This is a genomic window from Paracoccus aminophilus JCM 7686 (genome assembly GCF_000444995.1).
GTDB lineage: Bacteria > Pseudomonadota > Alphaproteobacteria > Rhodobacterales > Rhodobacteraceae > Paracoccus > Paracoccus aminophilus.
This window is the reverse complement of sequence record NC_022041.1, coordinates 1,842,594-1,862,883: the sequence shown is the minus strand read 5'-3', so window position 1 is coordinate 1,862,883 and position 20,290 is coordinate 1,842,594. Positions and strand designations below refer to the sequence as shown.

Annotated in this window: 17 protein-coding genes; 5 read left to right on the top strand and 12 right to left on the bottom strand. The window is 63.3% G+C overall.

The features are described 5' to 3' along the window. The first annotated feature begins 17 nt into the window (after positions 1 to 17). Both JCM7686_RS09115 and JCM7686_RS09110 read left to right on the top strand, forming a co-directional pair. Complete coding sequence (locus tag JCM7686_RS09115) at positions 18 to 1,070, top strand: ABC transporter ATP-binding protein (RefSeq protein WP_020950569.1); 1,053 nt, start codon at positions 18 to 20, stop codon at positions 1,068 to 1,070. A gap of 2 nt (positions 1,071 to 1,072) precedes the next feature. Then, positions 1,073 to 1,993 (top strand): nucleoside hydrolase, encoded by a 921-nt coding sequence (locus JCM7686_RS09110; protein ID WP_020950568.1) that lies wholly within the window; start codon positions 1,073 to 1,075, stop codon positions 1,991 to 1,993. A 93-nt stretch (positions 1,994 to 2,086) separates the two neighbouring features. Here JCM7686_RS09110 and JCM7686_RS09105 read toward each other — a convergent pair whose 3' ends face one another. The 8 genes from JCM7686_RS09105 to JCM7686_RS09070 all read right to left on the bottom strand — a co-directional run bounded on the left by JCM7686_RS09105 (position 2,087) and on the right by JCM7686_RS09070 (position 10,652). Further along, complete coding sequence (locus tag JCM7686_RS09105; protein WP_020950567.1) at positions 2,087 to 3,028, bottom strand: ABC transporter ATP-binding protein; 942 nt, start codon at positions 3,026 to 3,028, stop codon at positions 2,087 to 2,089. A gap of 21 nt (positions 3,029 to 3,049) precedes the next feature. Continuing rightward, on the bottom strand, positions 3,050 to 3,685 hold the full coding sequence (locus tag JCM7686_RS09100; RefSeq protein ID WP_020950566.1) for an ABC transporter permease: 636 nt from the start codon (positions 3,683 to 3,685) through the stop codon (positions 3,050 to 3,052). Beyond that, a complete protein-coding gene (locus JCM7686_RS09095) occupies positions 3,685 to 4,314 on the bottom strand; it encodes an ABC transporter permease (RefSeq protein ID WP_020950565.1) in 630 nt (209 codons plus the stop codon). Before JCM7686_RS09095 ends, JCM7686_RS09100 begins: the two co-directional genes overlap by 1 nt. Before the next feature lie 61 nt (positions 4,315 to 4,375). Continuing rightward, positions 4,376 to 5,188, bottom strand: coding sequence for a phosphate/phosphite/phosphonate ABC transporter substrate-binding protein (locus JCM7686_RS09090; protein WP_020950564.1), 813 nt, complete (start codon positions 5,186 to 5,188; stop codon positions 4,376 to 4,378). A gap of 4 nt (positions 5,189 to 5,192) precedes the next feature. Then, positions 5,193 to 6,197, bottom strand: a complete 1,005-nt coding sequence (locus JCM7686_RS09085; RefSeq protein ID WP_020950563.1) for an ornithine cyclodeaminase family protein — start codon at positions 6,195 to 6,197, stop codon at positions 5,193 to 5,195. Between the two features lie 160 nt (positions 6,198 to 6,357). After that, positions 6,358 to 7,245, bottom strand: coding sequence for a glycine betaine ABC transporter substrate-binding protein (locus tag JCM7686_RS09080; protein WP_020950562.1), 888 nt, complete (start codon positions 7,243 to 7,245; stop codon positions 6,358 to 6,360). Between the two features lie 622 nt (positions 7,246 to 7,867). Continuing rightward, positions 7,868 to 9,052 (bottom strand): LysR family transcriptional regulator, encoded by a 1,185-nt coding sequence (locus JCM7686_RS09075; RefSeq protein WP_020950561.1) that lies wholly within the window; start codon positions 9,050 to 9,052, stop codon positions 7,868 to 7,870. A 61-nt stretch (positions 9,053 to 9,113) separates the two neighbouring features. Then, positions 9,114 to 10,652: an HAL/PAL/TAL family ammonia-lyase gene (locus tag JCM7686_RS09070; protein ID WP_020950560.1), complete on the bottom strand. Its 1,539-nt coding sequence runs from the start codon at positions 10,650 to 10,652 to the stop codon at positions 9,114 to 9,116. A gap of 355 nt (positions 10,653 to 11,007) precedes the next feature. Here JCM7686_RS09070 and JCM7686_RS09065 point away from each other — a divergent pair, with 355 nt between their 5' ends. Beyond that, on the top strand, positions 11,008 to 11,847 hold the full coding sequence (locus JCM7686_RS09065) for a helix-turn-helix domain-containing protein (protein WP_020950559.1): 840 nt from the start codon (positions 11,008 to 11,010) through the stop codon (positions 11,845 to 11,847). Between the two features lie 73 nt (positions 11,848 to 11,920). Here JCM7686_RS09065 and JCM7686_RS09060 read toward each other — a convergent pair whose 3' ends face one another. The 3 genes from JCM7686_RS09060 to JCM7686_RS09050 all read right to left on the bottom strand — a co-directional run bounded on the left by JCM7686_RS09060 (position 11,921) and on the right by JCM7686_RS09050 (position 14,591). Continuing rightward, positions 11,921 to 13,273, bottom strand: a complete 1,353-nt coding sequence (locus JCM7686_RS09060; RefSeq protein ID WP_020950558.1) for a sensor histidine kinase — start codon at positions 13,271 to 13,273, stop codon at positions 11,921 to 11,923. Continuing rightward, on the bottom strand, positions 13,270 to 13,941 hold the full coding sequence (locus JCM7686_RS09055) for a winged helix-turn-helix domain-containing protein (RefSeq protein WP_020950557.1): 672 nt from the start codon (positions 13,939 to 13,941) through the stop codon (positions 13,270 to 13,272). Before JCM7686_RS09055 ends, JCM7686_RS09060 begins: the two co-directional genes overlap by 4 nt. 68 nt (positions 13,942 to 14,009) lie before the next feature. Next, entirely contained in the window at positions 14,010 to 14,591 is a 582-nt protein-coding gene (locus tag JCM7686_RS09050) for a PepSY domain-containing protein (protein WP_041527246.1), read from the bottom strand. A 243-nt stretch (positions 14,592 to 14,834) separates the two neighbouring features. On the opposite strand from JCM7686_RS09050, the gene JCM7686_RS09045 reads away from it, so the two are divergent. Then, positions 14,835 to 15,629: a COG4705 family protein gene (locus JCM7686_RS09045; protein ID WP_020950555.1), complete on the top strand. Its 795-nt coding sequence runs from the start codon at positions 14,835 to 14,837 to the stop codon at positions 15,627 to 15,629. A 199-nt stretch (positions 15,630 to 15,828) separates the two neighbouring features. Next, positions 15,829 to 17,598 carry an SLC13 family permease gene (locus JCM7686_RS09040; protein ID WP_020950554.1) on the top strand — a complete coding sequence of 590 codons (1,770 nt, stop codon included), beginning with the start codon at positions 15,829 to 15,831 and terminating at the stop codon, positions 17,596 to 17,598. A gap of 39 nt (positions 17,599 to 17,637) precedes the next feature. Here the strand turns inward: JCM7686_RS09040 and JCM7686_RS09035 are convergent, their stop codons facing one another. After that, positions 17,638 to 20,280, bottom strand: a complete 2,643-nt coding sequence (locus JCM7686_RS09035) for a TonB-dependent receptor (protein ID WP_041527245.1) — start codon at positions 20,278 to 20,280, stop codon at positions 17,638 to 17,640. Between the last annotated feature and the right edge of the window lie 10 nt (positions 20,281 to 20,290).

Sequence of the window (20,290 nt, the reverse complement as noted above, 5' to 3'; positions counted from 1 at the left end):
AAGGAAATCCTGCCTCCATGTCCGCCGCTTCTCCCCATTCGCCGGAAATCAAGCTTCAGGTTCGGGGTCTGGCCAAAGTCTATGGCCAGACCACCGCGCTGGATCACGTCGATCTCGACGTGCGCAAGGGCGAGCTTTTGACGCTGCTTGGGCCTTCGGGCTCTGGCAAGACCACGCTTTTGCAACTGATCTGCGGTCTGCAGGACCCGAGCGCTGGCTCGGTCATCATTGACGGCAAGGACCAGACCCATGCTCCGGTGAACAAGCGCGACATTGGCGTCGTTTTCCAGAACTATGCGCTGTTCCCGCATATGACGGTTGCCGAAAACGTCGGCTTTGCGCTGAAAATGCGCAAGGTTTCGCGTAGCGAGATCGCGGCCAAAGTCGCCCGTGCGCTCGAAACCGTGGGCCTTGCTCATGCGGCGGGCCGTCTGCCGACCCAGCTTTCGGGCGGCCAGCAGCAGCGCGTCGCTCTGGCCCGCTGCCTTGTCTATGATCCCGCGATCATCCTGATGGACGAGCCGCTGAGCGCGCTTGACGCCAAGCTGCGCGAGATCATGCAGATCGAGATCAAGCGCATCCACCGCGAGACCGGTGCGACCATCATCTTCGTCACCCATGACCAGCAAGAGGCGCTTGCGCTTTCGGACCGGGTCTGCCTGATGAATGACGGCCGCATTGCCCAGCTCGGCACGCCGCAGGCGATGTATGAAACGCCCGAAAACCTCTTTGTCGCGGATTTCATCGGCGTCTCGTCGATCATTCGCGGCACGGTGCGCGGCGGTCAGCTTCACGGTCCCTTCGGCGCGCTGCCGATCCATGGCGCGACGCCTGCTGACGGCACCGAGGGCGCGCTTGTCATCCGCCCCGAGGCGATTACTCTGGGCGAGGGCGCCTATGAGGGGCAGGTCACCGAAACCGTCTATGGCGGCTCGGAACTGCGCGTCATCCTGAATGCGGGCGGGCAGGAGATCATCCTGCGCGCACCGGCTCAGGACGGCGAGCCTCTGGTCGGCAAGACCGTGCGTTTTGGCTGGGCGCCCGAGGCGGCCCGTTTCTTGAAGGACTGACAATGGCCGCTTTGCGCTTCCTCTACGACTGCGACCCGGGTGCGGATGACGCGCTGGCCATGCTGCTGGCGCTGGGGCGCCGCGATGCGATCGAGATGATCGGCGTGACCTGCGTTGCGGGCAATGTCGGGCTTGCGCCCTGCCTGAACAACGCGCGCCGCATTCTCGAACTGGTCGGGCGTCAGGACATCCCGGTTTACGCCGGGGCCGCGCGTCCGATCATGGCCTCGCGCGGGCGGGTCTCGATCATGCATGGCAGCGACGGGCTGGCGGGCAGCACGCTGCCGCCGCCAGTGATGGAGCTCGCGGGCGGTCACGCCGCCAACGAGATCTCGCGCATCGCGCGGGCCGAGGGCAAGCTGCATATCTGCGCGACCGGGCCGCTCACGAACCTCGCGTTGGCGCTGATCCTTGACCCGGAGCTGCCGAATTTCATCGAGGCGATCACCTTGATGGGCGGCGCGGCCTTCTGCCCCGGCAATACGACCCCGCTTGGCGAGTTCAACTTTGTCGTCGATCCCCATGCCGCCGCCATCGTCTTCGAGGCGGACATTCCGATCACCATGCTTGGCCTTGACGTGACCCGTCAGGCTCTGGTCAGCGCCGAGATGATCCGCCGCGTTCAAGAGATCGGCACGCCGATTGCGGACGAGGTCGCGCATCTGCTGATCAACTACGGCTCGAAAGATCCCTGCCTGCATGATCCGAGCGCGATTGCCTGGATGCTCGACCGCAGCATCTTCACCAGCGTCGAGGCGCATGTCTCGATCCTGACCGAGGCCGGTCCGGCTGCGGGACAGGTGCTCGCGGCGGTCAGCGAACGTCATCTCGCCGGACGTCAGCCCAATTGCACCGTCGTCACCGGCGTCGATGCGCAGGCTTTCGAGGATCTCTTTGTCGAGGCGCTGCATCGCTATCCGTGAGCGCCTCTCCTTAGATTCTACATCAGAAACGCCCGACAAGCATTTGCTTGGCGGGCGTTTTTATTTGGTGAGCCGCTCAATCCGCCGGTGAACTCAGGCGGTCTGGCAATCCAGAATGGCGTCGCGGTGAAGATGGCCGATGATCGCGCCATCGGGGGCGGTCACGTCGAGCCCCGTCAGATTGCGCTCGATCATCGAGGACAGCGCCAGATGCAGATTGGCCTCGGACGAGATCGACGCGCCATGCGGCATGGCCCGCGGCGGGGTCATGATGCGGGCGACATTGATCAGGCTCAAGCGCTTGATCGCGCGGTCGGGGCCAAGGAAGTCGCGCACGAAATCACTGCCCGGATCGGCAAGGATCGCGTCGGGCGCGTCATAGCGCAGAAGCTCGCCGTCCTTCATGATCGCGATGCGGTCGCCCATCTTGATCGCCTCGTCGATGTCATGGGTGACGATGACGACGGTCTTGCTGACCTTCTTGAGGATCTGACGGAACTCGTCTTGCAGCTTGATCCGGGTGATCGGATCAATCGCGCCGAAGGGCTCGTCCATCAGCATGATATCGGGATCGGCGGCCAAGGCGCGGGCAAAGCCCACGCGCTGACGCTGGCCGCCCGAGAGCTGATGGGGCAGCCGGTCGCGCATGATCGCGGGATCGAGGCTCACGAGCTCCAGCAGCTCGTCGATGCGCCGGTCGATCCGCGCCTTGTCCCAGCCAAGGAGGCGCGGCACGGTCGCGATATTGCGCGCAATCGTCATATGCGGAAACAGCCCGACCTGCTGGATCACATAGCCGATGGTGCGGCGCAGCTGGCGCGGATCGGTCTCGGCCACGTTCCTGCCATTGACCAGAACCCGGCCGCTCGTGGGCGTCTCAAGGCAGTTGACCATGCGCATGGTCGTGGTCTTGCCGCAGCCCGAAGGGCCGATCATCGCCACGCTCATGCCCGCCTCGATATCGAGGTCAAGCTGGTTCACCGCAGGACGCGGCGCGCCAGAGAAGATCTTGGTGACATGTTCAAGTCGTATCATCTCAATACCCGTGTTCTGTTGTCAGCGACGATAGGCGGCATGGCGTTCAAGCCAGCCAAAGCCGAGTTCGGTGGCGATGGCGAGAAGGGCAATCGGGACGGCGCCGACCAGAAGCCGGGGCATATCCATGATCGCGATCCCCATATTGATGAAATCGCCCAATCCGCCGCCGCCGATGAAAGAGGCCAAAGCCGCGCCGCCGATGACCTGAATGGCCGCCGTGCGCACGCCGGCAAGGATCGAGGGCACCGCAAGCGGCAGTTCGACCTGCCAGAGCGTCTCGAACCGGCCAAGCCCCATTCCCTTGGCGGCATCGAGGCTCGCCGGATCGACCTCGCGGATGCCGATGATCGTGTTGAGAAGAAGCGGCGGGATCGCCAGCACGATCAGCGCAATGACCGAGGGCCAGAGCCCGATCCCCATGATCGTCATCGCCGCCGCGAGAATGGCGAGGCTCGGGATCGAGCGTGCCGCGCCTGCGATATTCGTGGTCACGAAAGCCGCGCGGGGCGAGCGGGCGACGAGAAAGCCCAGAGGGATCGCGATCAGGATCGCAATGCCAAGCGACAACAGGCACATGAGCAGGTGCCGGTTGAAGGCGGTGAAGAAGGCGTCGTGGTTCTCGACGATCCAGCGGAAGGCTTCAACAATATCCATCAGGCTTGCCTCCCGCTGCGCCGACGCAGCAGCTTTTCACAACTTGTCAGGATGAAATCGGCGGACAGAGCGAGCGCCGAGGTCAAAAGACCGCCCGCGATGATCTTTTCGGGGAAACGCTGGTCGATGCCCTGAAAGATGATGACGCCGATCCCGCCCGCATTGATATAGGCCGCGACCGTCGCAATGCCGATGCAGGTCACGACTGCGATGCGGATGCCGCCGACGATATAGGGCAGCGCGAGCGGCAGCTCGACCTCCCAGATCCGGCGCAAGGTGCCGTAGCCCATGCCATGCGCGGCCTCGAGGACATCCTTCGGCACGGATTGAAAGCCGAGCCCGATGCCCCGGATCAGGATCATCAGCGAATAGGCCGCAAGTCCGAAGATCGCGGGGGGCGAGCCGATGCCCATGACCGGGATCAGCATGGCAAACAGCGCCAGCGCCGGGACGGCAAAGAGAATGCTGGTCACAAGGATGATCGGGGTGAAGGCCTTGGGCCGCCGCGCCGCCCAGATGCCGATGATCAGCGAGACGATCAGGGCCAGTCCGACCGAGGTGAAGACGAGATACAAATGCTCGAGCGCGGCATCGACCAGTCTGGGAATGTTTTTCGGAACCCAAATCAACAGACGCTCCTTTCAGTTTTCGGTGGGTCGGCCCAGAGGCGGGCATCGGGACAGGGCTTCCTTACCATATCGCGAGCCTCTGATCGGTCTCAGTGGCGCGCCGGGGCAGCAGGGCGTAATCGGCCAGATCGGCAGGGGCAAAGCGGCGAAGGCCTAGCGGCGCCAGCAGCGCGCGGCCCTCGGGCGTGTCATGCACATGCAAGAGCGCCTCTCGCAAGGCCTGCGACACCGGGGCGGGGATTGCCTCGGCACAGGCGAGCACCGGGCAGGGCGTTGGCGCGCTGGTCGCAATCACCTCGACCCCGGCCAGCATCTCGGGCTCATGAAGTTCGAGAAGCTTATAGGCATAGGCGTCAATCGCGCCGACCTCGATCCGGCCGCGGCGCAGGGCCTCGATGACGCCGGTCGGATTGAGCAGCGGGCCGACCGTCCAAGGGGTCGGGTGATCGGGCCAATGCGCGGCGTAAAAGGCGCGGGGGGCGTGATAGCCCGATTGCGAATCGCGCACCGTCCAGCCCCAGATCGCGCTGGCAAGCTGGCCCGGATCGGAAATCGGCCCGTCCTTCGCGACAATGATATGGCTGGCGTAATTCGGCCCCTCCATCGCCCAGGGCGCATCCGCGACCGGGGCTGCCAGGATCTCCGGCCGGGCCGGGCCCTGCCATTTGGCCAAAGGATAGCCGCAGATGAAGACCGCGCCCAGATCGGGCCGCTCCCACAGATCCGAGAGGGGTGCGGGGGCGGCATGGGCGACGATCGTCAGCGGCACGCGCGCTTGCGCGCCGAGCCAGTCAAAGAGCGCATCCCAGAGGGGGCGAACCCCCTCTGACACGTTATACATGCGCGACGAGGCGATGAGGGGGCGGCGCTCCATCGGCTCAGGCGAAGCGCAGCTTCTGGCCGATGTTCATGCGCTTGGCCTTGTCGACGATCGCCGCGCCGAGCGCCACATCGGTGCTGCTCAGACCGCGATGCCAGAAGAGGATGGTCTCCGCGTCGCTCTCGCGCCCGGGCTTTGCGCCGCAGACGATCTGGCCCAGCTCGGCATGAAGGTTTTCCGCCGTGACCTTGCCCTCATCGACATGGCGACGCAGCGCGCCATAGGGGCGGCCCGGACCGCATTGGCCCCAATCATCAACCACGACCTTGTCCATAATGTCGGTCAGATCGAATTCGAGCGCGCTCATCGTGCCGTAAGGAACGACGAAAGCGCCCTTCTTGACCCAGCTGGTTTTCAACAGCGGCGTCGGCTCGGGCAGGCGGCTCGCCTCGACCAGAATATCGGCGTCTTTCAGGCAATCTTCCCAATTGTCGGTGACGATGATCTTCTTGCCGAGGTCCTTTTCCAGCCGCGCGGCAAAGCCCTCGCGGCTTTCGGGGCGGCGCGAGTGGACGCGGATCTCGTCGAAATCAAAGAGATGGTCGAGCAGGCGCACGTTCCAGTAAGAGGTGCCGCGCGCGCCGACATGGCCAAGGATCTTGCTGTCCTTGCGCGCCAGATATTTCGCGCCAAGCGCGGTGATCGCGCCGGTGCGCATATCGGTGATCGCGGTCGCATCGACGATGGCTTTCGGCACGCCGGTGCGCGGATCAAAGAGGTTCAGGACCGCCAGCTCCGAGGGCAGGCCGACTTTGTAATTGTCAACGAAATCGCCGACGACCTTGACGCCCGCGTAATCGAGCGGCTTCACATAGCCGCGCAGCACGTTGAAATGGCCCTTGTCCGAGCTTTCCGGGACCAGATGGACGCGCGGCTCGATCACGGTCTCGCCGCGTCCTTGGGCGACAAGGGCGGCGGTGACGGCGTCCAGGATCTCGTCATTGTCGAGCGCGAGCGCCTTGGTGTCCAAGGCATTGATGTAATCGATCCAAATTTCCTGCATGTCTCTTCTTTCTGGATGGACGCGGGGGGCCGCGTCGCGCGGCTGGCCTGCGGGCGGCAACCGGCATCCGAGCGCCGGCGCAAAAGCGCCTGCGGTCAGATGTCGGTCGATCCGGGGGATGGTGTGCGGCGCGCGGGCCGCGCGCGGGCAGAGAGGGGCCTTACTTGATCAGGCCCTTTTCCTTCAGGAAGGCCACGGCCACGTCATGGGGCTCTTCGCGGTCAACCTCGACCTTGGCATTCAGGGCGCGCATGGTCGCATTGTCGAGATTGCTGCCGACTTTTTCCAAAAGACCGGCGATCTCGGGGTTCTTGTCGAGCACCTCTTGGCGCACGATCGGCGCGACATAGGACGGCGGGAAGAGATGCTTGTCGTCGTCAAGCATCGCCACCTTGTCGGTGCCGACCTGCCAATCGGTCGTATAGCCGTTGGTGATGTCGATATCGCCCTGAGCCAGCGCGTCATAGCGCAGGCCAAGCTTGGCGAACTGTTTGAAATCCTTGAAGTCCACGTCATAGACGCGCTTGATGCCGGGCAGGCCGTCCTCGCGGTCACGGAACTCGGGCCCGCCGCCAAAGACCAGCTGGCCGTTGACCTTGGTCAGATCCGAGACATTCTTCAGCCCATATTTGTCTGCGGTATCGGCGCGGACCAAAAGCACATAGCCGTTGTTGACGCCCGATTGGGCCAGCCAGGTGATATTGAATTCCTTGGCGTAATAATCCTTGACCTCGTTATAGACCTGATCCGCGTCGCCCGTGACCTTGACCTTTTTAACCGCAGCCAATCCGGTGCTGGTATATTCAGGATAAAGGTCGATCTGGCCGGTGATCAAAGCCTGATGGGCAATCAAGGTGCCGCCGAGATTGATCTTGCGATCAACCGTGAAACCGGCGTCTTCCAAAACGGCGGCATACATCTCGCCAAGGATGAATTGCTCGGTAAAGCTTTTGCTGCCGACCTTGATGGTTTCGGCGGCGGCGGGCAGGGCCGCGCCCGTCATGAGCAGGGCAGAAAGGGCCAGGGCCTTGGCTGTCTTTGCTTTCATCGTCTGTGCTTCCTCTGTTGATGACTATTCGGTCAAATGGCGCGAGCTCTTTTAAAACGGCTCGTTTAACCAGTGTCGGTTGCGGCGCGGTAAAGAGGCGGGTTTCGTCGGAAAATCCCGATCTCTTGATCGCAGGGCTTTTGCTTTTATCTTATAGCGCAGGTTTCAAATGCGAGGCCGTGATTTGCGCGAAAACACGGCGCGATCCAAGATCTGGATTTGTCCTGCAATCCGAGACTTTGGCGCCAATCACGCCTGAGTCCGCGGCTGCGACACCTTTCGCTCGTCACCCCGGTCTTGAGCGCCGACGAGAGCAAAGTTGCAAGGCATGCTGTCCTCCGAAGCTCCTCCACGCATCAAGACAGACCACAGCACCTGCGTGTTGAGAAGCCCCTATACCCCAATATCCCGATGTGCATCTTTTGGGATATGCCATGCTTTCGAAAAAATTTCTCCAGATCATAGCCCTCGCAGATCGCGTTTGATCTTCCGGGGGCAGGGAGGGGAAAACTGTCCTCTCGGCTGGTGTAACCGAGCAAAAGGCGGACCCCCGCCAAACCTGTTGGTGAGGCGCTTCGGATCACGACGGGGTGCCGGTTTGCGGCGGAATGCGGCGCTTTCGTTAGGAGGTCGGTTGGCCAGATCTGGAGATAGCCTTGATGATCTCTTCGGCAATGTGATGGCTTCGCGGATTTCTTTGGCAAACCAGCCAATAGGGAAGCCCGATCTCTGGTGGAAGTGGGATCTGCCCTAAATCATGAGAGATTTTTGCAACCGATTCCGAGGGGAGAATGGAAATCACATTGTGATTTAAAACCATATTGATGATGACAGGCATCGAATCGACTTCGATCACATTCAATTGGTCTGTTTCAGTTTCACTCAAAGTCTCGGACAGATATCTGTTGATGACCTGACGCAATCCGCTTTGCGGGCTTGGCAAGGCGAGCACTGCATTTTCGAAAATGGGCGCAAGATTATTTGGTGCCGTCTGGCCCTTCAAAAGATCGCTGCGTCCAACCAAAGAAAGCTGCGCTTTGGCAATCGGGAAGCCGTAAAATTCATCTGGCACCGAAATGCTGTTCAAAAGGACGATGTCGTAAATGCCGCGTTTCAGTCCCGCGATCAGCCCTTCGGTGGTGGTGCTGGCCACGAAAAGGGGCTGGCGCGGCGCGTCTTTGGTCCAGTTCATCACCAATTGCGCAAGCGTGCTGGCAACAAAGCTCTCATGTCCCATCGGCACGATCGAGCCGAGGCGAATCGTCGCCGCGCTGCGCTGCGAGCGTCCGTCTGCGGCATGGGCGAGCTCATTCCAGCCTGCCTCAAGCGCGCGCGCCAACACCAGCAGGCGCTTTCCGGCATCGGTCGTGCGCGAGCCACCGACGCCGCGTGTCAGCAGTTGGCAGCCGAGAATCGTCTCGATCTGCCCCATCTGACGGGCAAGCTGCGGCTGTCCGAGCCCAAGGGATTTCGCCGCCCCTCGGATGCTGCCCGCCTCGGCGACAAAGGCAAAGCGCGAGAGCGCATTCAGCGTCACGCCGAGATCGCGCCGGGCGGGGGTGCCAAGCGTCATGATTTCCTCCGAGATCGCGGCGAGCTGCTGGATCCGGGGCAAAAGCCGCTCGGCATCCAGAGTCAGCACGATCCCGGTCCCCGCCTTGCGCAAAAGGGGGACCGAGATCTGGCTTTCGAGCCGGTTCATGGCGGCCGCGATCGACGAGACCGGGCGGCCCATCGCGCGCGCCGTGCCCCGGATGTTTCGCGCGGTCATGACCCGATGCGCGATCAGAAGCGTCGCTGTATCCATGCGTTCAAGTCCATCCTCGGCGATGGCGTATCACATTCGCCGAGGATGGGGTCCGAAAGTTTCAGCTCAGGCCAAAGAGCGCGTCATCGCCAAGGCTGTCGCGCAGACGCCGCATCAGTGCCCCATCCGCAAGGATCGCGGCGACGCGGTCGGCATCCGGCCCGTTTTCACGGTCGTCCTCCAGCATCGGCACCTCGGCGCGGATCGCGTCATAGATCAGCCGGGTCGGCTCGGACAGGCGGGGCTTGCCGCGCAGATCGACCGCTTGCGCCGCGACCAGCGCCTCGATGGCAAAGAGCAGCCGCAACGGCATCAGCTGCTCATCGAGCTTGCGGATGGTCAGCAGGGTCTGGGGCGCGTGATCCTCGACGGTTTCCGAAACCGGGACGGCATCGAGACTCGCCGGCGTGGCTTTCAACCGGATCTCGCCTTGCAGGGCCGAGACGGTTTTCTGCATCGAATTGTAACCATTCGACGCCCCGCCGAGCGGCGAGAGATATTTCGGCAGGCCAGACAGTTGCGCATTCATCAGCTTGATCGTGCGATAGGCCGAGGCGGTCGCAAGCTGCGTGATCACAATCGCCAGCGTGTCGAAGGTCAGCGCGATCTCGGGCGTGTGGAAATTCGCGGTCGAGAGGATCAAGTCATCCTCGGCCATGACCAGTGGATTGTCAGCGGCGGCATTGAGCTCGGTTTCGACGCTGGCGACGGTCGCGGCGAAACTGGTCTGGGCCGGGCCATAGATCTGCGACAGCACCCGGAAGCACAGCGCATCCTGGATCGAGCGCGCCGCACCCGGATCGTAAAGATAGCTGTCCTTCAGCGCTGCGCGGAAGGCCGCCGCCGCCTGAACCTGACCGCCTGCCGGGCGCGCCTCGGCCAGCCTTGCGTCGAAAATGCGCGGATTGGCGGCATAGCCCTCGCCCGAAAGCGCGGCAATCGCGACCGAGGACATCAGGATCTCGGCGAGTTCGGCCAGAACGAGACTGGCATAACCGCAAGACACCGCGCTCGCGTTCAGGATCGCCAGCCCGTCCTTGGGGCCAAGCCGGGCAGGGGCGAGACCCGCCGCGCGCAAAGCTTCGGCAGCAGGGGTCTTCACGCCCTGGACATAGACGTCGCCCAGCCCGATCAGCGCCGCGCCCAGATGCGCGCAAAGCCCAAGATCGCCGGCGCCGATCGAGCCCCGGCCCGGAATGACCGGCGAAATGCCCGCGTTGAACATCGCGACCATCAGATCGAGCACGGCGGGCGAGACGCCCGATCCGCCCTGCGCCATGCCGGTGATCCGGCTGAGCAGCATCGCGCGACCCGCACGCTCGCCGAAGGGCGCGCCGACGCCAATGCAGCGCCCGCGCACCATCTTGACCTGAAAGGCCTCGATCTCGTCTTGGGGAATGCGATAGCCGACATTGCCGCCAAGGCCGGTGTTCAGACCATAGATCGGCTCGTCGCGGGTCATATAGCGATCAACAACCGCGCGGGCATTCTGCACGCGGGCGCGGGCGACGGGGGCCAGCGCAATCTGCGGGCCCTCGTCAAGGATCGCCAGAAGCGCCGCCAGATCGAGCGGTTTTGATCCGATTTCTACAGTCTTCACGGGATGTTCCTTATGTCTTGGGTGGCGGATGCGGCGAGCTCAAACCTCGGCATCGGATCGGTTTGAGGGAAGGGGCGGGCCTGTCCTTGCCCTCTGAGGCAAGGCCCCGGCTCGGCAGGCGCGTTGCGGATCGTTCGGCTTGCCCGGACCTCGTGCCGCCGCTCGCTGCACGGCGGATTTGGCTTGGGCGCTTCGTCTTCTCCCCGCTCCGGCTTCCCTCTGCGGCCAATCTAATTGGCGGCAAAGCCGCCGGCCAAGGCGCGTCATGTGCGATGTGTTAACGATGGTGTGTAAAGCAAAGTCGATGTAAACAATAATCACCAATGCAGATAAAAATGAGCATCTCGGGGCGATTATGACCACATCCGACGCCGCCACCGGCTTTCGCGAGCGTATTCTGACGCTGATCGACGCCTCGGGGCTTAATCAAGCGGGGTTTGCGCGCATGGCGGGGATCGACCGCTCGACGCTTTCGCAGCTTTTGCTGGCCGATGGCGCGCGGATGCCGCGGGCCGAGACGCTGATTGCGCTCGCCAGTTCCTGTCAGGTCTCGGCCGATTGGCTGCTTGGCCTCTCGACGCGCAAGGAAACCGGGACCGAGATCATCGAATCGGTGATGCAGATCCAGCGCCACACCCGCTCGCCGGTGGACGATCATTTCGTCCATTGGCTGGCCGAGGTCGAGGGCTACCGCGTCCGCACCGTTCCCGACAGCATCCCGGATTTTCTCAAGACCGATGAGGTTCTGCGCTTCGAATATCAGGGCGCGTCCTTCGATATCGCAAGCCAATCCTTCGGCGCGCGGCTGGCGCTGATGCGCCGCCCGGACAGCGAGCTTGACGTCTGCACCTCGATCCAGGCACTGACCACCCTGGCCAAGGCGGAGGGCAAATGGGAGGGGCTGGCGCTTCCGGTCCGGCGCCGCCAGCTTGCGCATTTCCGCACGCTTTACGCCGAGCTTTATCCCAAGCTGCGGATCTATTTCTATACGCTGAGCGAGACCTATACCCCGCCCTTCACCATCTTCGGACAAAAGCGCGTGACGCTGTTTCTGGGCACGAATTATCTGGTGCTGAATGATCTCGATTACATCCGCTTCTTCGGGCGGCGCTTTGACGAGCTGATCCGTCTGGCCGTGGTCCAGCCCCATCAGATCGCCGAGGTGATCGACGATCTTCTGGGCGAGCTGGGCTAGCTGTTTGCCGTTCGCAGGGGGCCGTGGAAGGTCGGCAGGTATCGCGCGACCGCCGCTATAGGGCGGATCGGGCCTAGCTTGCGTGGCTGTTCTCGGGCGAGGCGAAGTGGATGGTGGCGCGCAGGCCGGGGGCATTGTCGGTCAGCTCAAGCTCGGCCCCGTGGCGCGACAGGATCGCGGCGACCAGACTGAGGCCCAGACCATTGCCGGGGGTCTGGCGGCTGCGGTCGAGCCGGTAGAGCCGCCGCAGCACGCGGTCGCGCTCGCTTCCGGGAATGCCCGGTCCGTGATCGGCCACCCAAAGGCTTGCGCCCGCCACCCCTGATCGCGCTGCGCCCAAAGTCACGGGACCGGGCGGCGCATGATGCAAAGCGTTTTCCAGAAGATTGACGATCGCCTGCCCAAGCAGCCGCCGGTCGCCCTGCACCACGACCGGAGCCGTGATGTCGAGGCGCAGCTCATGGCCGGTTTCGGCGGCGGAAGGCTCGTAAAGTTCGGCAATGTCGCGCAAAAGCTCGCTCAGATCGACCGGCGCCACCGGCAGGCTCGCGCCCCCCTCGATCTGAGCGATCCGCAACAGGGCGTCGAAGGTCGCGGCGATATTCTGGACCTCGTCGCTCGCGCTTTCGAAATCGCGGCGGTCGGGACCTTCGGGGCGCGCGAGGCCCTGATCGAGCAGCACGGCAAGGCGCTGGATCGGGGTGCGCAGGTCATGGGCGATATCGGTCGAGACCTGTTTCAGCGCGGCCACGGACGCCTCTTGCGCGGCGGCAAGCCGGTCGATGCCTGCGCCGACCCGGCTGAGATCGTCGCGGGGTCCGGGCAGTTTCGGCAGGCGCGCAGTCAGGTCGCCGCCCGCGAGACGGGCGAGCGTGGTCTCGATCGCCGCGAGCCGGCTGGTCGAACGGAGCGCAATCACCATCCCGCCCGCCAAAAGCAGCACGGCCGTCGGGATCAGCGTGAAAAACAGCACCTTGCCAAAGACTTCGCGCAGCTCGTCAAAGGCATCGGTGTCCTGACCGACGGTCAAAACGCCCTCGCCAATGCGGGTGCTGCGCATGATATAGCTGCCTTCGACCCCGGCCGCTTTATCCGAGAGATCGACCTGCCGCAGATCTCCGGCGGGCAGGGGGCCGAGATAATTGCCGACCGTGCCCTGCGGCCCGTCGAAGCGCAGAATTTGGTGTTCGGGATCAGCCTTGCGCGCCCCCTCGGCCACCGCGAGCGCAATATCGGCGGGATCGCCCGAGGCCGCGAGCTCTTCGAGCTCTTGTTCGAGCACGCTTTCGCTGGCGTCGAGCAGAGCTTCGCTGGCGAGCCACCAAGTCGTCAGAAACGAGAGCGCGCTGATCAGGATATAAAGCGCGACCAACCGCAGGGTGAGCCGCATCGGCGTCGCGCGCAGGGCCTCGCGCCAGCGGGTCACGGCTCGATCCGGTAGCCTGCGCCGCGCACGGTGCGGATGAGCTCGGTCTCGAAGGGCTTGTCGACCTTGGCGCGCAGCCGCGAGACATGGCTTTCGACGACATTGGTCTGGGGGTCGAAGTTCAGATCCCACACCGCCTCCAGCAGCATGGTCCGGGTCTGAACCCGGCCTTTGCGGCGCAAGAGACATTCGAGCAGCGCGAATTCCCGCGGCAGCAACTCGATTTCCGCCGCGCCGCGCGTCACCTTGCGCCGGATCAGATCCATACGCAGATCGCCCGCCGAGAGCACGGTTTCCTCGTCGCGCAGCTGCGGGCGGCGGGCGAGGGCCTGAATGCGGGCCGATAGCTCGCCAAACGCGAAGGGCTTGACCAGATAGTCGTCGCCGCCCGCGTTCAGCCCTTCGATGCGGTCGTCGATCCCGCCCATCGCGGTCAGAAAGATCACGGGCGTCAGGTTTTTCGCCGCGCGCAGGGTGCGGACCAGCGCAAGGCCATCAAGGCCCGGCAGCATCCGGTCGACGACCAGCACGTCGAAATCGGCGCTTTGCGCTGCCAAAAGTCCGTCGCGGCCATTGCGAGACAGATCAGCGACATGGCCCTCTTCGCGCAGCCCCCGGGCGATGAAATCACCGGTGGTCGGGTCGTCTTCGATGATCAGGATCCGCATTCTTTGCCCTTTGGCGCCGCTCGACCCATCAGGACCGGCCCCGAAGGGCCGGTCAAGAGCCTTTGGCCTCAGCCTTCGGATTTCTCGTCATGTTCTTTGGCGTCATCCTTGCCAGAGACCACCGGCACGAGCTTGTCGCCCGCGGCGTCAAAGGCGAAGGTCTTGGCTGTGCCGTCAGCGGCGGCAACCTCGACCTCGACGGTGGTGGCGCCATTCTCGCGCTCATGGTCGATCGACATGACCTTGCCGCCGCTCAGCGTCTCGGCTTTGGCGACGAGATCGGCAAGCGAGCCCTTGAGCGCGGCCGGATCCAGCGCATCGCTGTCTTTCTTGGCCGAAAGCAGCCCCTTGTCCTTGGTGTCGGTCACCTTGCCCGTGGTGGCATCGACCCGGACCTTGGCCAGCTTATCACCGGCAAGCGTCTTGACCTCATAGCGCCCGGTGCCCTTGTGGTCGTCGAACTCTGCCGCATAGGCCTTGCCGCCGGTCGCGCTTTCCGCCGCGTGGATGGCCGCGGTGAGGGTTTGCGGCGCCTTGAGGAATTGCTGCACCTCGGCCGAATTGTCTGTCGCCGCCCAGACCTGGCCGCCGACCATGGCACCGAGGCTTGCGATTGCGGTCAGGCCGAGAACGGAAAGAGTGCGTTTCATCTGGTTTCTCCTATGTGGCGGACGATGGAAATCTCGTCGCTGATCGAAAACTGGGGTGGCGGGCTGACAGAAAAATCGCCGCAGGATTACGTCTGTGTAATCTTTGCCCCTTCCTGACCGGCGCCAGAGCGCCCGCCACCCGCCGAGATTACGGAAATGTAATCGCCGCCCGATCTGGCGATCACCTTGGCGTCCGAGACTCGGCCCTGACTGGTGCATTCCCGCGCCGCAGGAGAGCTTGCGATGACCTATCCCGTAGCCGCGACGGCCGACACGCCGCAAATCCGCTTCAACAAGGTGCCCGAGGTCACGCCCTATTTCTGGGCGATCAAGATCATGGCGACCACGGTCGGGGAAACCGGGGCCGATTACCTGATCTTCAAGATGGGTCTTGGCCTGCAGATGACCTCGATCCTGATGGCGGTGGTTCTGGTCGCCATCCTGATCTGGCAGTTTCGCACCGACCGCTATACGCCTTGGGTCTATTGGCTTGCGGTGACGATGATTTCGGTGGTCGGCACGCTGATCACCGACAGTCTGAGCGATGGCTACGGCGTGCCGCTTGGGGTCTCGACCGCGGTCTTCATCGTGGCTTTGATCATGACGTTCGCCGTCTGGTATCTGCGCGAGCACACGCTGTCGATCCATTCGATCGACACCCCCGCGCGGGAGGGCTTCTATTGGCTCGCGGTGCTTTTCACCTTCGCTTTGGGCACGGCGGCGGGCGATCTGCTGGCCGAGCGGCTCGGGCTTGGCTATCTGCCCTCGACCTTCCTCTTTGGCGCGGCGATCCTTGTCGTCATCGGCCTGTGGCGCGCCGGGATCATCGGAGCGGTGACCGCCTTCTGGCTGGCCTATATCCTGACCCGCCCGCTGGGCGCCTCCTTTGGCGACTTCCTGTCGCAGCCCCTGCCAAACGGCGGTCTTGGCCTTGGCACGACGACGACGAGCCTCGTCTTCCTTGGGGTCATTCTGGCGCTGGTCGGCTATCTGACGCTTTCGGGCGTTGACCGCGAGGACAATGCGCGCGCCGAATGAGGCGCGGGGTCTATAGACGCCTTCCCTCACGCTGATCAACCGGGCCGCCCTTTTCACAGGGCGGCCTTTCATTTGGGCGGCCGTTCACTTGGATGGTTTTATCCGATTTGTCTAAAAAGAGGGGAGGGGAACGAAACATTTTGAGTTTTTGCGGCGTTGCGAAAAACAGGGGGCATTCTTCCCGCGAGAGATCCGCATCATGTTTCAGCAGTTCGTCTCTGACCATTCCGCCGCTGTCGCCATCGCCATCATGCTCTTGACCTTCGCGGGTTTTCTGTTCGAGCGCTACCCGACCGAGGTCGTCGCCGCCGCCGGTGCTGCGGCTTTCGCGGCCTGCAAGCTTGTCACCCCGCAAGAGGTCTATTCGGTCTTTTCGAACTCCGCGCCCCTGACGATTGCCGCGATGTTCGTGCTGACCGGCGCCTTGGTGCGTACGGGGGTGATCGAGAAGGTCGTGAACAAGATCCTTGACCTGTCTGGACCAAGGCCTGCGGTCGCGATCGGTGCGCTCTTCACCGGTGTGCTTTTTCTAGGCGGGTTCATCAACAACACGCCCTTGGTGCTGATCCTGATCCCGATCGTCCTGAAGATCGCCAAAACCTACGAGATCCCGGCGACGCTGCTCTTGATCCCGGCCTCTTATGTCGCGGTCATGTCGGGCACGATGACGCTGATCGGAACCTCGACCAACCTGCTCGTTGACGGCGTCGCGCGGGAGGCCGGGATGGCGCCCTTCGGCATTTTCGAGATCACGCCCATCGGTCTGATCGTGGGCGTCTCGGGCTGCCTGATGCTCGCGCTGGTTGGCCGCTATCTGTTGCCCCGGCGCGAGGACAAGGCGGGCGAGGCCAATCTGTCGGCGCTGCCGTTCCTGTCGGAGATCATCGTGCAGGAGACCAGCGATTTCGTGGATCGGCCCATCGGCGAGATTTCGGATCTGTCGCGGATCGCGGTTCTCGGGCTGCGCCGCTCGGGCAAGATCTACCGCGAGGATCTCAAGGCGATGACCTTGCGCAAGGGGGATGCGGTGATCGTCAATGCGACCTCATCGGAGCTTTTGACCTTTGCCGAGAACCACAAGGTCCGTATCGGCATTTTCGGCAAGGATGCGCCGGGCAAGAAGGATGTGGTGATCGAGGCGGTGCTGGCGCCCAATCACGCGGTGGTCGGACGCGCGGTCAAGGATCTCGGCTCGGTTCTGATCCCCGGCGTCCAGCTTTTGGGCGTGCATCGCCACAACCATATCGCGGGCGAGGATCTGCGCAGCTCGCGGCTGCGCCCGGCCGACCGGCTGCTGCTGGCCGGCAAGCCCGAGAGCCTTGACGAGATCAACCAGCGCGGGGTTCTGGTCTCGACCACGCGCACGAGCGGGCGGGCCTTTCGCAAATCCAAAGCTCCGATTGCGGTGCTCGCGCTGTTGGCGGTGGTGCTTCTGGCGGCGTTTGACGTGATGGATATCGGGGTGCTGGCGATGGTTGCCGTCGCTGCGATCCTGATCTTGCGCTGCATTGATGCCGAGGAGGCTTGGGGCTCGATCGATGCGAGCATTCTCGTGCTGATCTATGCCATGTTGATCATCGGGGTGGGGTTACAGAAGTCGGGCGCGATCGACATGGTGGTCGGCGGGCTTGCGCCCCATATCGCCGGGCTCTCGCCCTTGATGCTGCTGATCGTCGTCTATCTGCTGACCTCGACCCTGACCGAGCTGATTTCAAGCAGCGCGGTCGCGGTCATCATGACGCCCATCGCCATCGCGCTCGCCCATGATGTCGGCTATGACGCGCGGCCTCTGGTCGTGGCGGTGATGTTTGCGGGCAGCGCCAGCTTCGCGACCCCGATTGGCTATCAGACGAATACGCTGGTCTATGCGGCGGGCAATTACACCTTCCTCGATTTCCTCAAGGTTGGGATGCCGATGAATATCGTGATCGGCATCGCCACCTGTATCGGGATCTATTTCTATTACTGAGGCCTCTATTGCTCAGGGAGGGCGCGGGCGCCCGGAGGCCTAGAACTTCGCTTCCAGCCCCAGATGCAATGTCCGGCCCGGAGCGGGCAGGGCCGCCAATCCCAGCGCATCGACGTAATAGCGGTTGGTGACGTTTTCAGCGCTGAAATTCATCACCATCCGTTCATTCATACGGTAGCTCGCGAAGAGATCGACGGTCGTATAGGGGTTCCACTGGCGCAGCGGCAGCAGGAAGCCATTGGTGCCTTCGCCCGCCGGAGCCGCCCGTCCGCCGACACGGGTGATCGTCGTGCCCAGGGTGAGCTTGTCGTCAAGAAGCCGCGCGCCAAGGGTCAGGTTGCCCGAATAGGCAGGCGGGATCTGGTTGGCCGCATAATCATCGGGCAGCGTGTAGTCGATGCAGCCCGGGTTGAAGACCTGCGGCGCGAAGTTCTTCGACAGATAGACCCCGCAGTAATTCACCCGGATATAGCGCGTCGCGCCCGCGCGCAGGAACCAGCGCCCGGCATCGTAATCGAGCGCCGCCTCGACACCTTCGAACTTTGCCTTGCCGATGTTCCAGGGAATGAAGCTCCCGGTGCCGCCGGGATAGGGCTGGCCGGTGCGCGGGTCGGTGCTGATCGTCTGGCGGACGATATAGTCCTTGATGTGGTTGCGGAAATAGCTGGTCTTGAAAAGCAGCTGATCGCCTTCGCGCAGAAGTCCAGCTTTGCGATAATTCATGCCGATCTCGACATTCTTGCTGCGCTCTGGCGTCACGAAGGGATTGGGCAGCCAGTCATAGCGCACGGCGGCCTCCATCAGGCTCGGGCCGCGATAGCCTTCGTCGTAATTGGCATAGGCAAGAATCTGGTCGTTCAGCTCATAGGAAAGCCCGAAATTCTTGCTCCAGCCGCTTGCGCCCAGCCGGGTGTTACAATTGCCGTAATAGGCGCAGAAGACCTGCATCTGCGGGGCAAGATAGGTGTCGGTGCCCACGCGGTCTCGGGTGTCAAAGCTCGTATAGCGCAGCCCCGCCCGCAGCTTGAGCCGCTCGGCTGCCTGCCAATCGGCCTGAAAGAAGGCGCTGCGCTCCCAGCGGATGCCATTGGGCGGGATATAGAAGGAATCGTCGCGCTTGGGCGTGGTCTCTTCGCGCAGATACGAGCCGCCGTAGCGCAGATCCACAGGGCCGAGGCCCGTTTCGAGATGCGATGTGTTTTGCAGCTCGATCCCCAGATAATCCGACGAGATCGGGAAGCGCGCCCGGAAATAATCGTTCGGATCATAGACCAAGGCCTGCCCGGTCCGGGTGTGCTGCTTCATATGGGTGGCCCAGACCGAGGCCTTGAGATCGATCAGATCATTGCCCTCGGGCTGCCAGCGATAGGTCAGGTTAAGCCCATTCAGCACGGCTTTGTTTGGGTCCTGCTGCTCGACGGTATTCCAGCCAAAGCGGGTGATCTGCGACGGCATGACCTCGCCGAACTTGCTGTCGGAATGCGAATAGACCAGCTCGGCGCTGTGACCGTCGCCCCATTCCCCGCGCAGCTTGAAGAGGCCCGAGACGGTTTCGCGCTGGGTGTTGAGCGCCTCGCTTTCGCGCGGGACCGGAGACATTTCCGAGGTCGTCCAGTCATTCGAGAATATCTGATAGCTCTTGACCTCGTTCTTGCCATGCTTGCCGGTGAAGTAATTGCCCTGCGTGCGTCGGCTCAGCGCGGCAACCATCTCGACTGTGCCGAAGCGCTGGGCATAGGCGAGGCTGCCGTTGAACGTGCCGAAATTGAGCGTGCCGGGCTTGTCGAGGCGCTTGTCGCGGGTGCCGATGGCAGGCGGAGAGGCCGTATTCGTGCCCGCGCCAAGCGTCAGGCGAAAGCCGCGGTCGCGCCCGTCGAGCAAGATATCCGAGGCATTGATCGTGCGCATCCGAACCGCGCCACCAATCACACCCGCGCCCGCCGCGTCATTGGGCTGGCCCTTGGTGATCTCCATGCCCGCCAACAGATCGGGATCGACATAGGTGCGGTTCGCCACCCCGAAATAGCCGCGATAGTTCGGGGTCGACGAAATCATCCCATCCACCCGCACCTGATTGCGGTTCATCCCCTGAACCCCACGGATATTGGCATCAATCGCGGCCGAATTCCTCCCGTCGCCGGTCATCACGCCGGGGGTGGTGCGAAAGAGATCGGCGACCGAGGTCAGCGCGCGCCGGTTCAGATCCTCATCCGAGACATAATCGACCGAGCCGGGAACGCGGAACAGATCCTCGCGCGACGGTGTCCCGCCGACGGCGGTGATGGTGACCTTGTTCAGGACGATCGCGCCGTCTGGGCCGGGCTCGTTTGCGCTAGTCGTGCTGGCGGCGGGCAGGATCGCGGCGGTCGCGGGGCCGGTTACGCGCAGCTCGAGCCCGGTTCCGGCCAGCAGCGCGCGCAAAGCCGCCTCGGGCCGCATCCGGCCCTGCACCGGCGCGGATTGCCTGCCCGAGACGGTTGCGCTCGAATAGCCGAGACTCCAACCGCTCGCCTGCGCGAAAGCGTTGAGCGCGCGGGGCAGGGATTGGGCCGGAATGTCGAAGGACAGCCCCTGCGCCTCTTGCGCGACCACGCCCGAGCCTTCGGGCCAGACCAGCGCGGTCAGACTGACGCTGCCGGTCAAAAGGAGTGCAACTGCCCGGCTGGTCCGGGTTCTGGTCATTGGTTTTGCA

Excerpts from the sequence above, each read along its gene's own strand:
- JCM7686_RS09115 (WP_020950569.1), top strand. The coding sequence starts at position 18 with ATGTCCGCCGCTTCTCCCCATTCGCCGGAAATCAAGCTTCAGGTTCGG.
- JCM7686_RS09110 (WP_020950568.1), top strand. The coding sequence starts at position 1,073 with ATGGCCGCTTTGCGCTTCCTCTACGACTGCGACCCGGGTGCGGATGAC.
- JCM7686_RS09105 (WP_020950567.1), bottom strand. The coding sequence starts at position 3,028 with ATGATACGACTTGAACATGTCACCAAGATCTTCTCTGGCGCGCCGCGT.
- JCM7686_RS09100 (WP_020950566.1), bottom strand. The coding sequence starts at position 3,685 with ATGGATATTGTTGAAGCCTTCCGCTGGATCGTCGAGAACCACGACGCC.
- JCM7686_RS09090 (WP_020950564.1), bottom strand. The coding sequence starts at position 5,188 with ATGGAGCGCCGCCCCCTCATCGCCTCGTCGCGCATGTATAACGTGTCA.
- JCM7686_RS09085 (WP_020950563.1), bottom strand. The coding sequence starts at position 6,197 with ATGCAGGAAATTTGGATCGATTACATCAATGCCTTGGACACCAAGGCG.
- JCM7686_RS09080 (WP_020950562.1), bottom strand. The coding sequence starts at position 7,245 with ATGAAAGCAAAGACAGCCAAGGCCCTGGCCCTTTCTGCCCTGCTCATG.
- JCM7686_RS09075 (WP_020950561.1), bottom strand. The coding sequence starts at position 9,052 with ATGGATACAGCGACGCTTCTGATCGCGCATCGGGTCATGACCGCGCGA.
- JCM7686_RS09065 (WP_020950559.1), top strand. The coding sequence starts at position 11,008 with ATGACCACATCCGACGCCGCCACCGGCTTTCGCGAGCGTATTCTGACG.
- JCM7686_RS09055 (WP_020950557.1), bottom strand. The coding sequence starts at position 13,941 with ATGCGGATCCTGATCATCGAAGACGACCCGACCACCGGTGATTTCATC.
- JCM7686_RS09050 (WP_041527246.1), bottom strand. The coding sequence starts at position 14,591 with ATGAAACGCACTCTTTCCGTTCTCGGCCTGACCGCAATCGCAAGCCTC.
- JCM7686_RS09045 (WP_020950555.1), top strand. The coding sequence starts at position 14,835 with ATGACCTATCCCGTAGCCGCGACGGCCGACACGCCGCAAATCCGCTTC.
- JCM7686_RS09040 (WP_020950554.1), top strand. The coding sequence starts at position 15,829 with ATGTTTCAGCAGTTCGTCTCTGACCATTCCGCCGCTGTCGCCATCGCC.
- JCM7686_RS09035 (WP_041527245.1), bottom strand. The coding sequence starts at position 20,280 with ATGACCAGAACCCGGACCAGCCGGGCAGTTGCACTCCTTTTGACCGGC.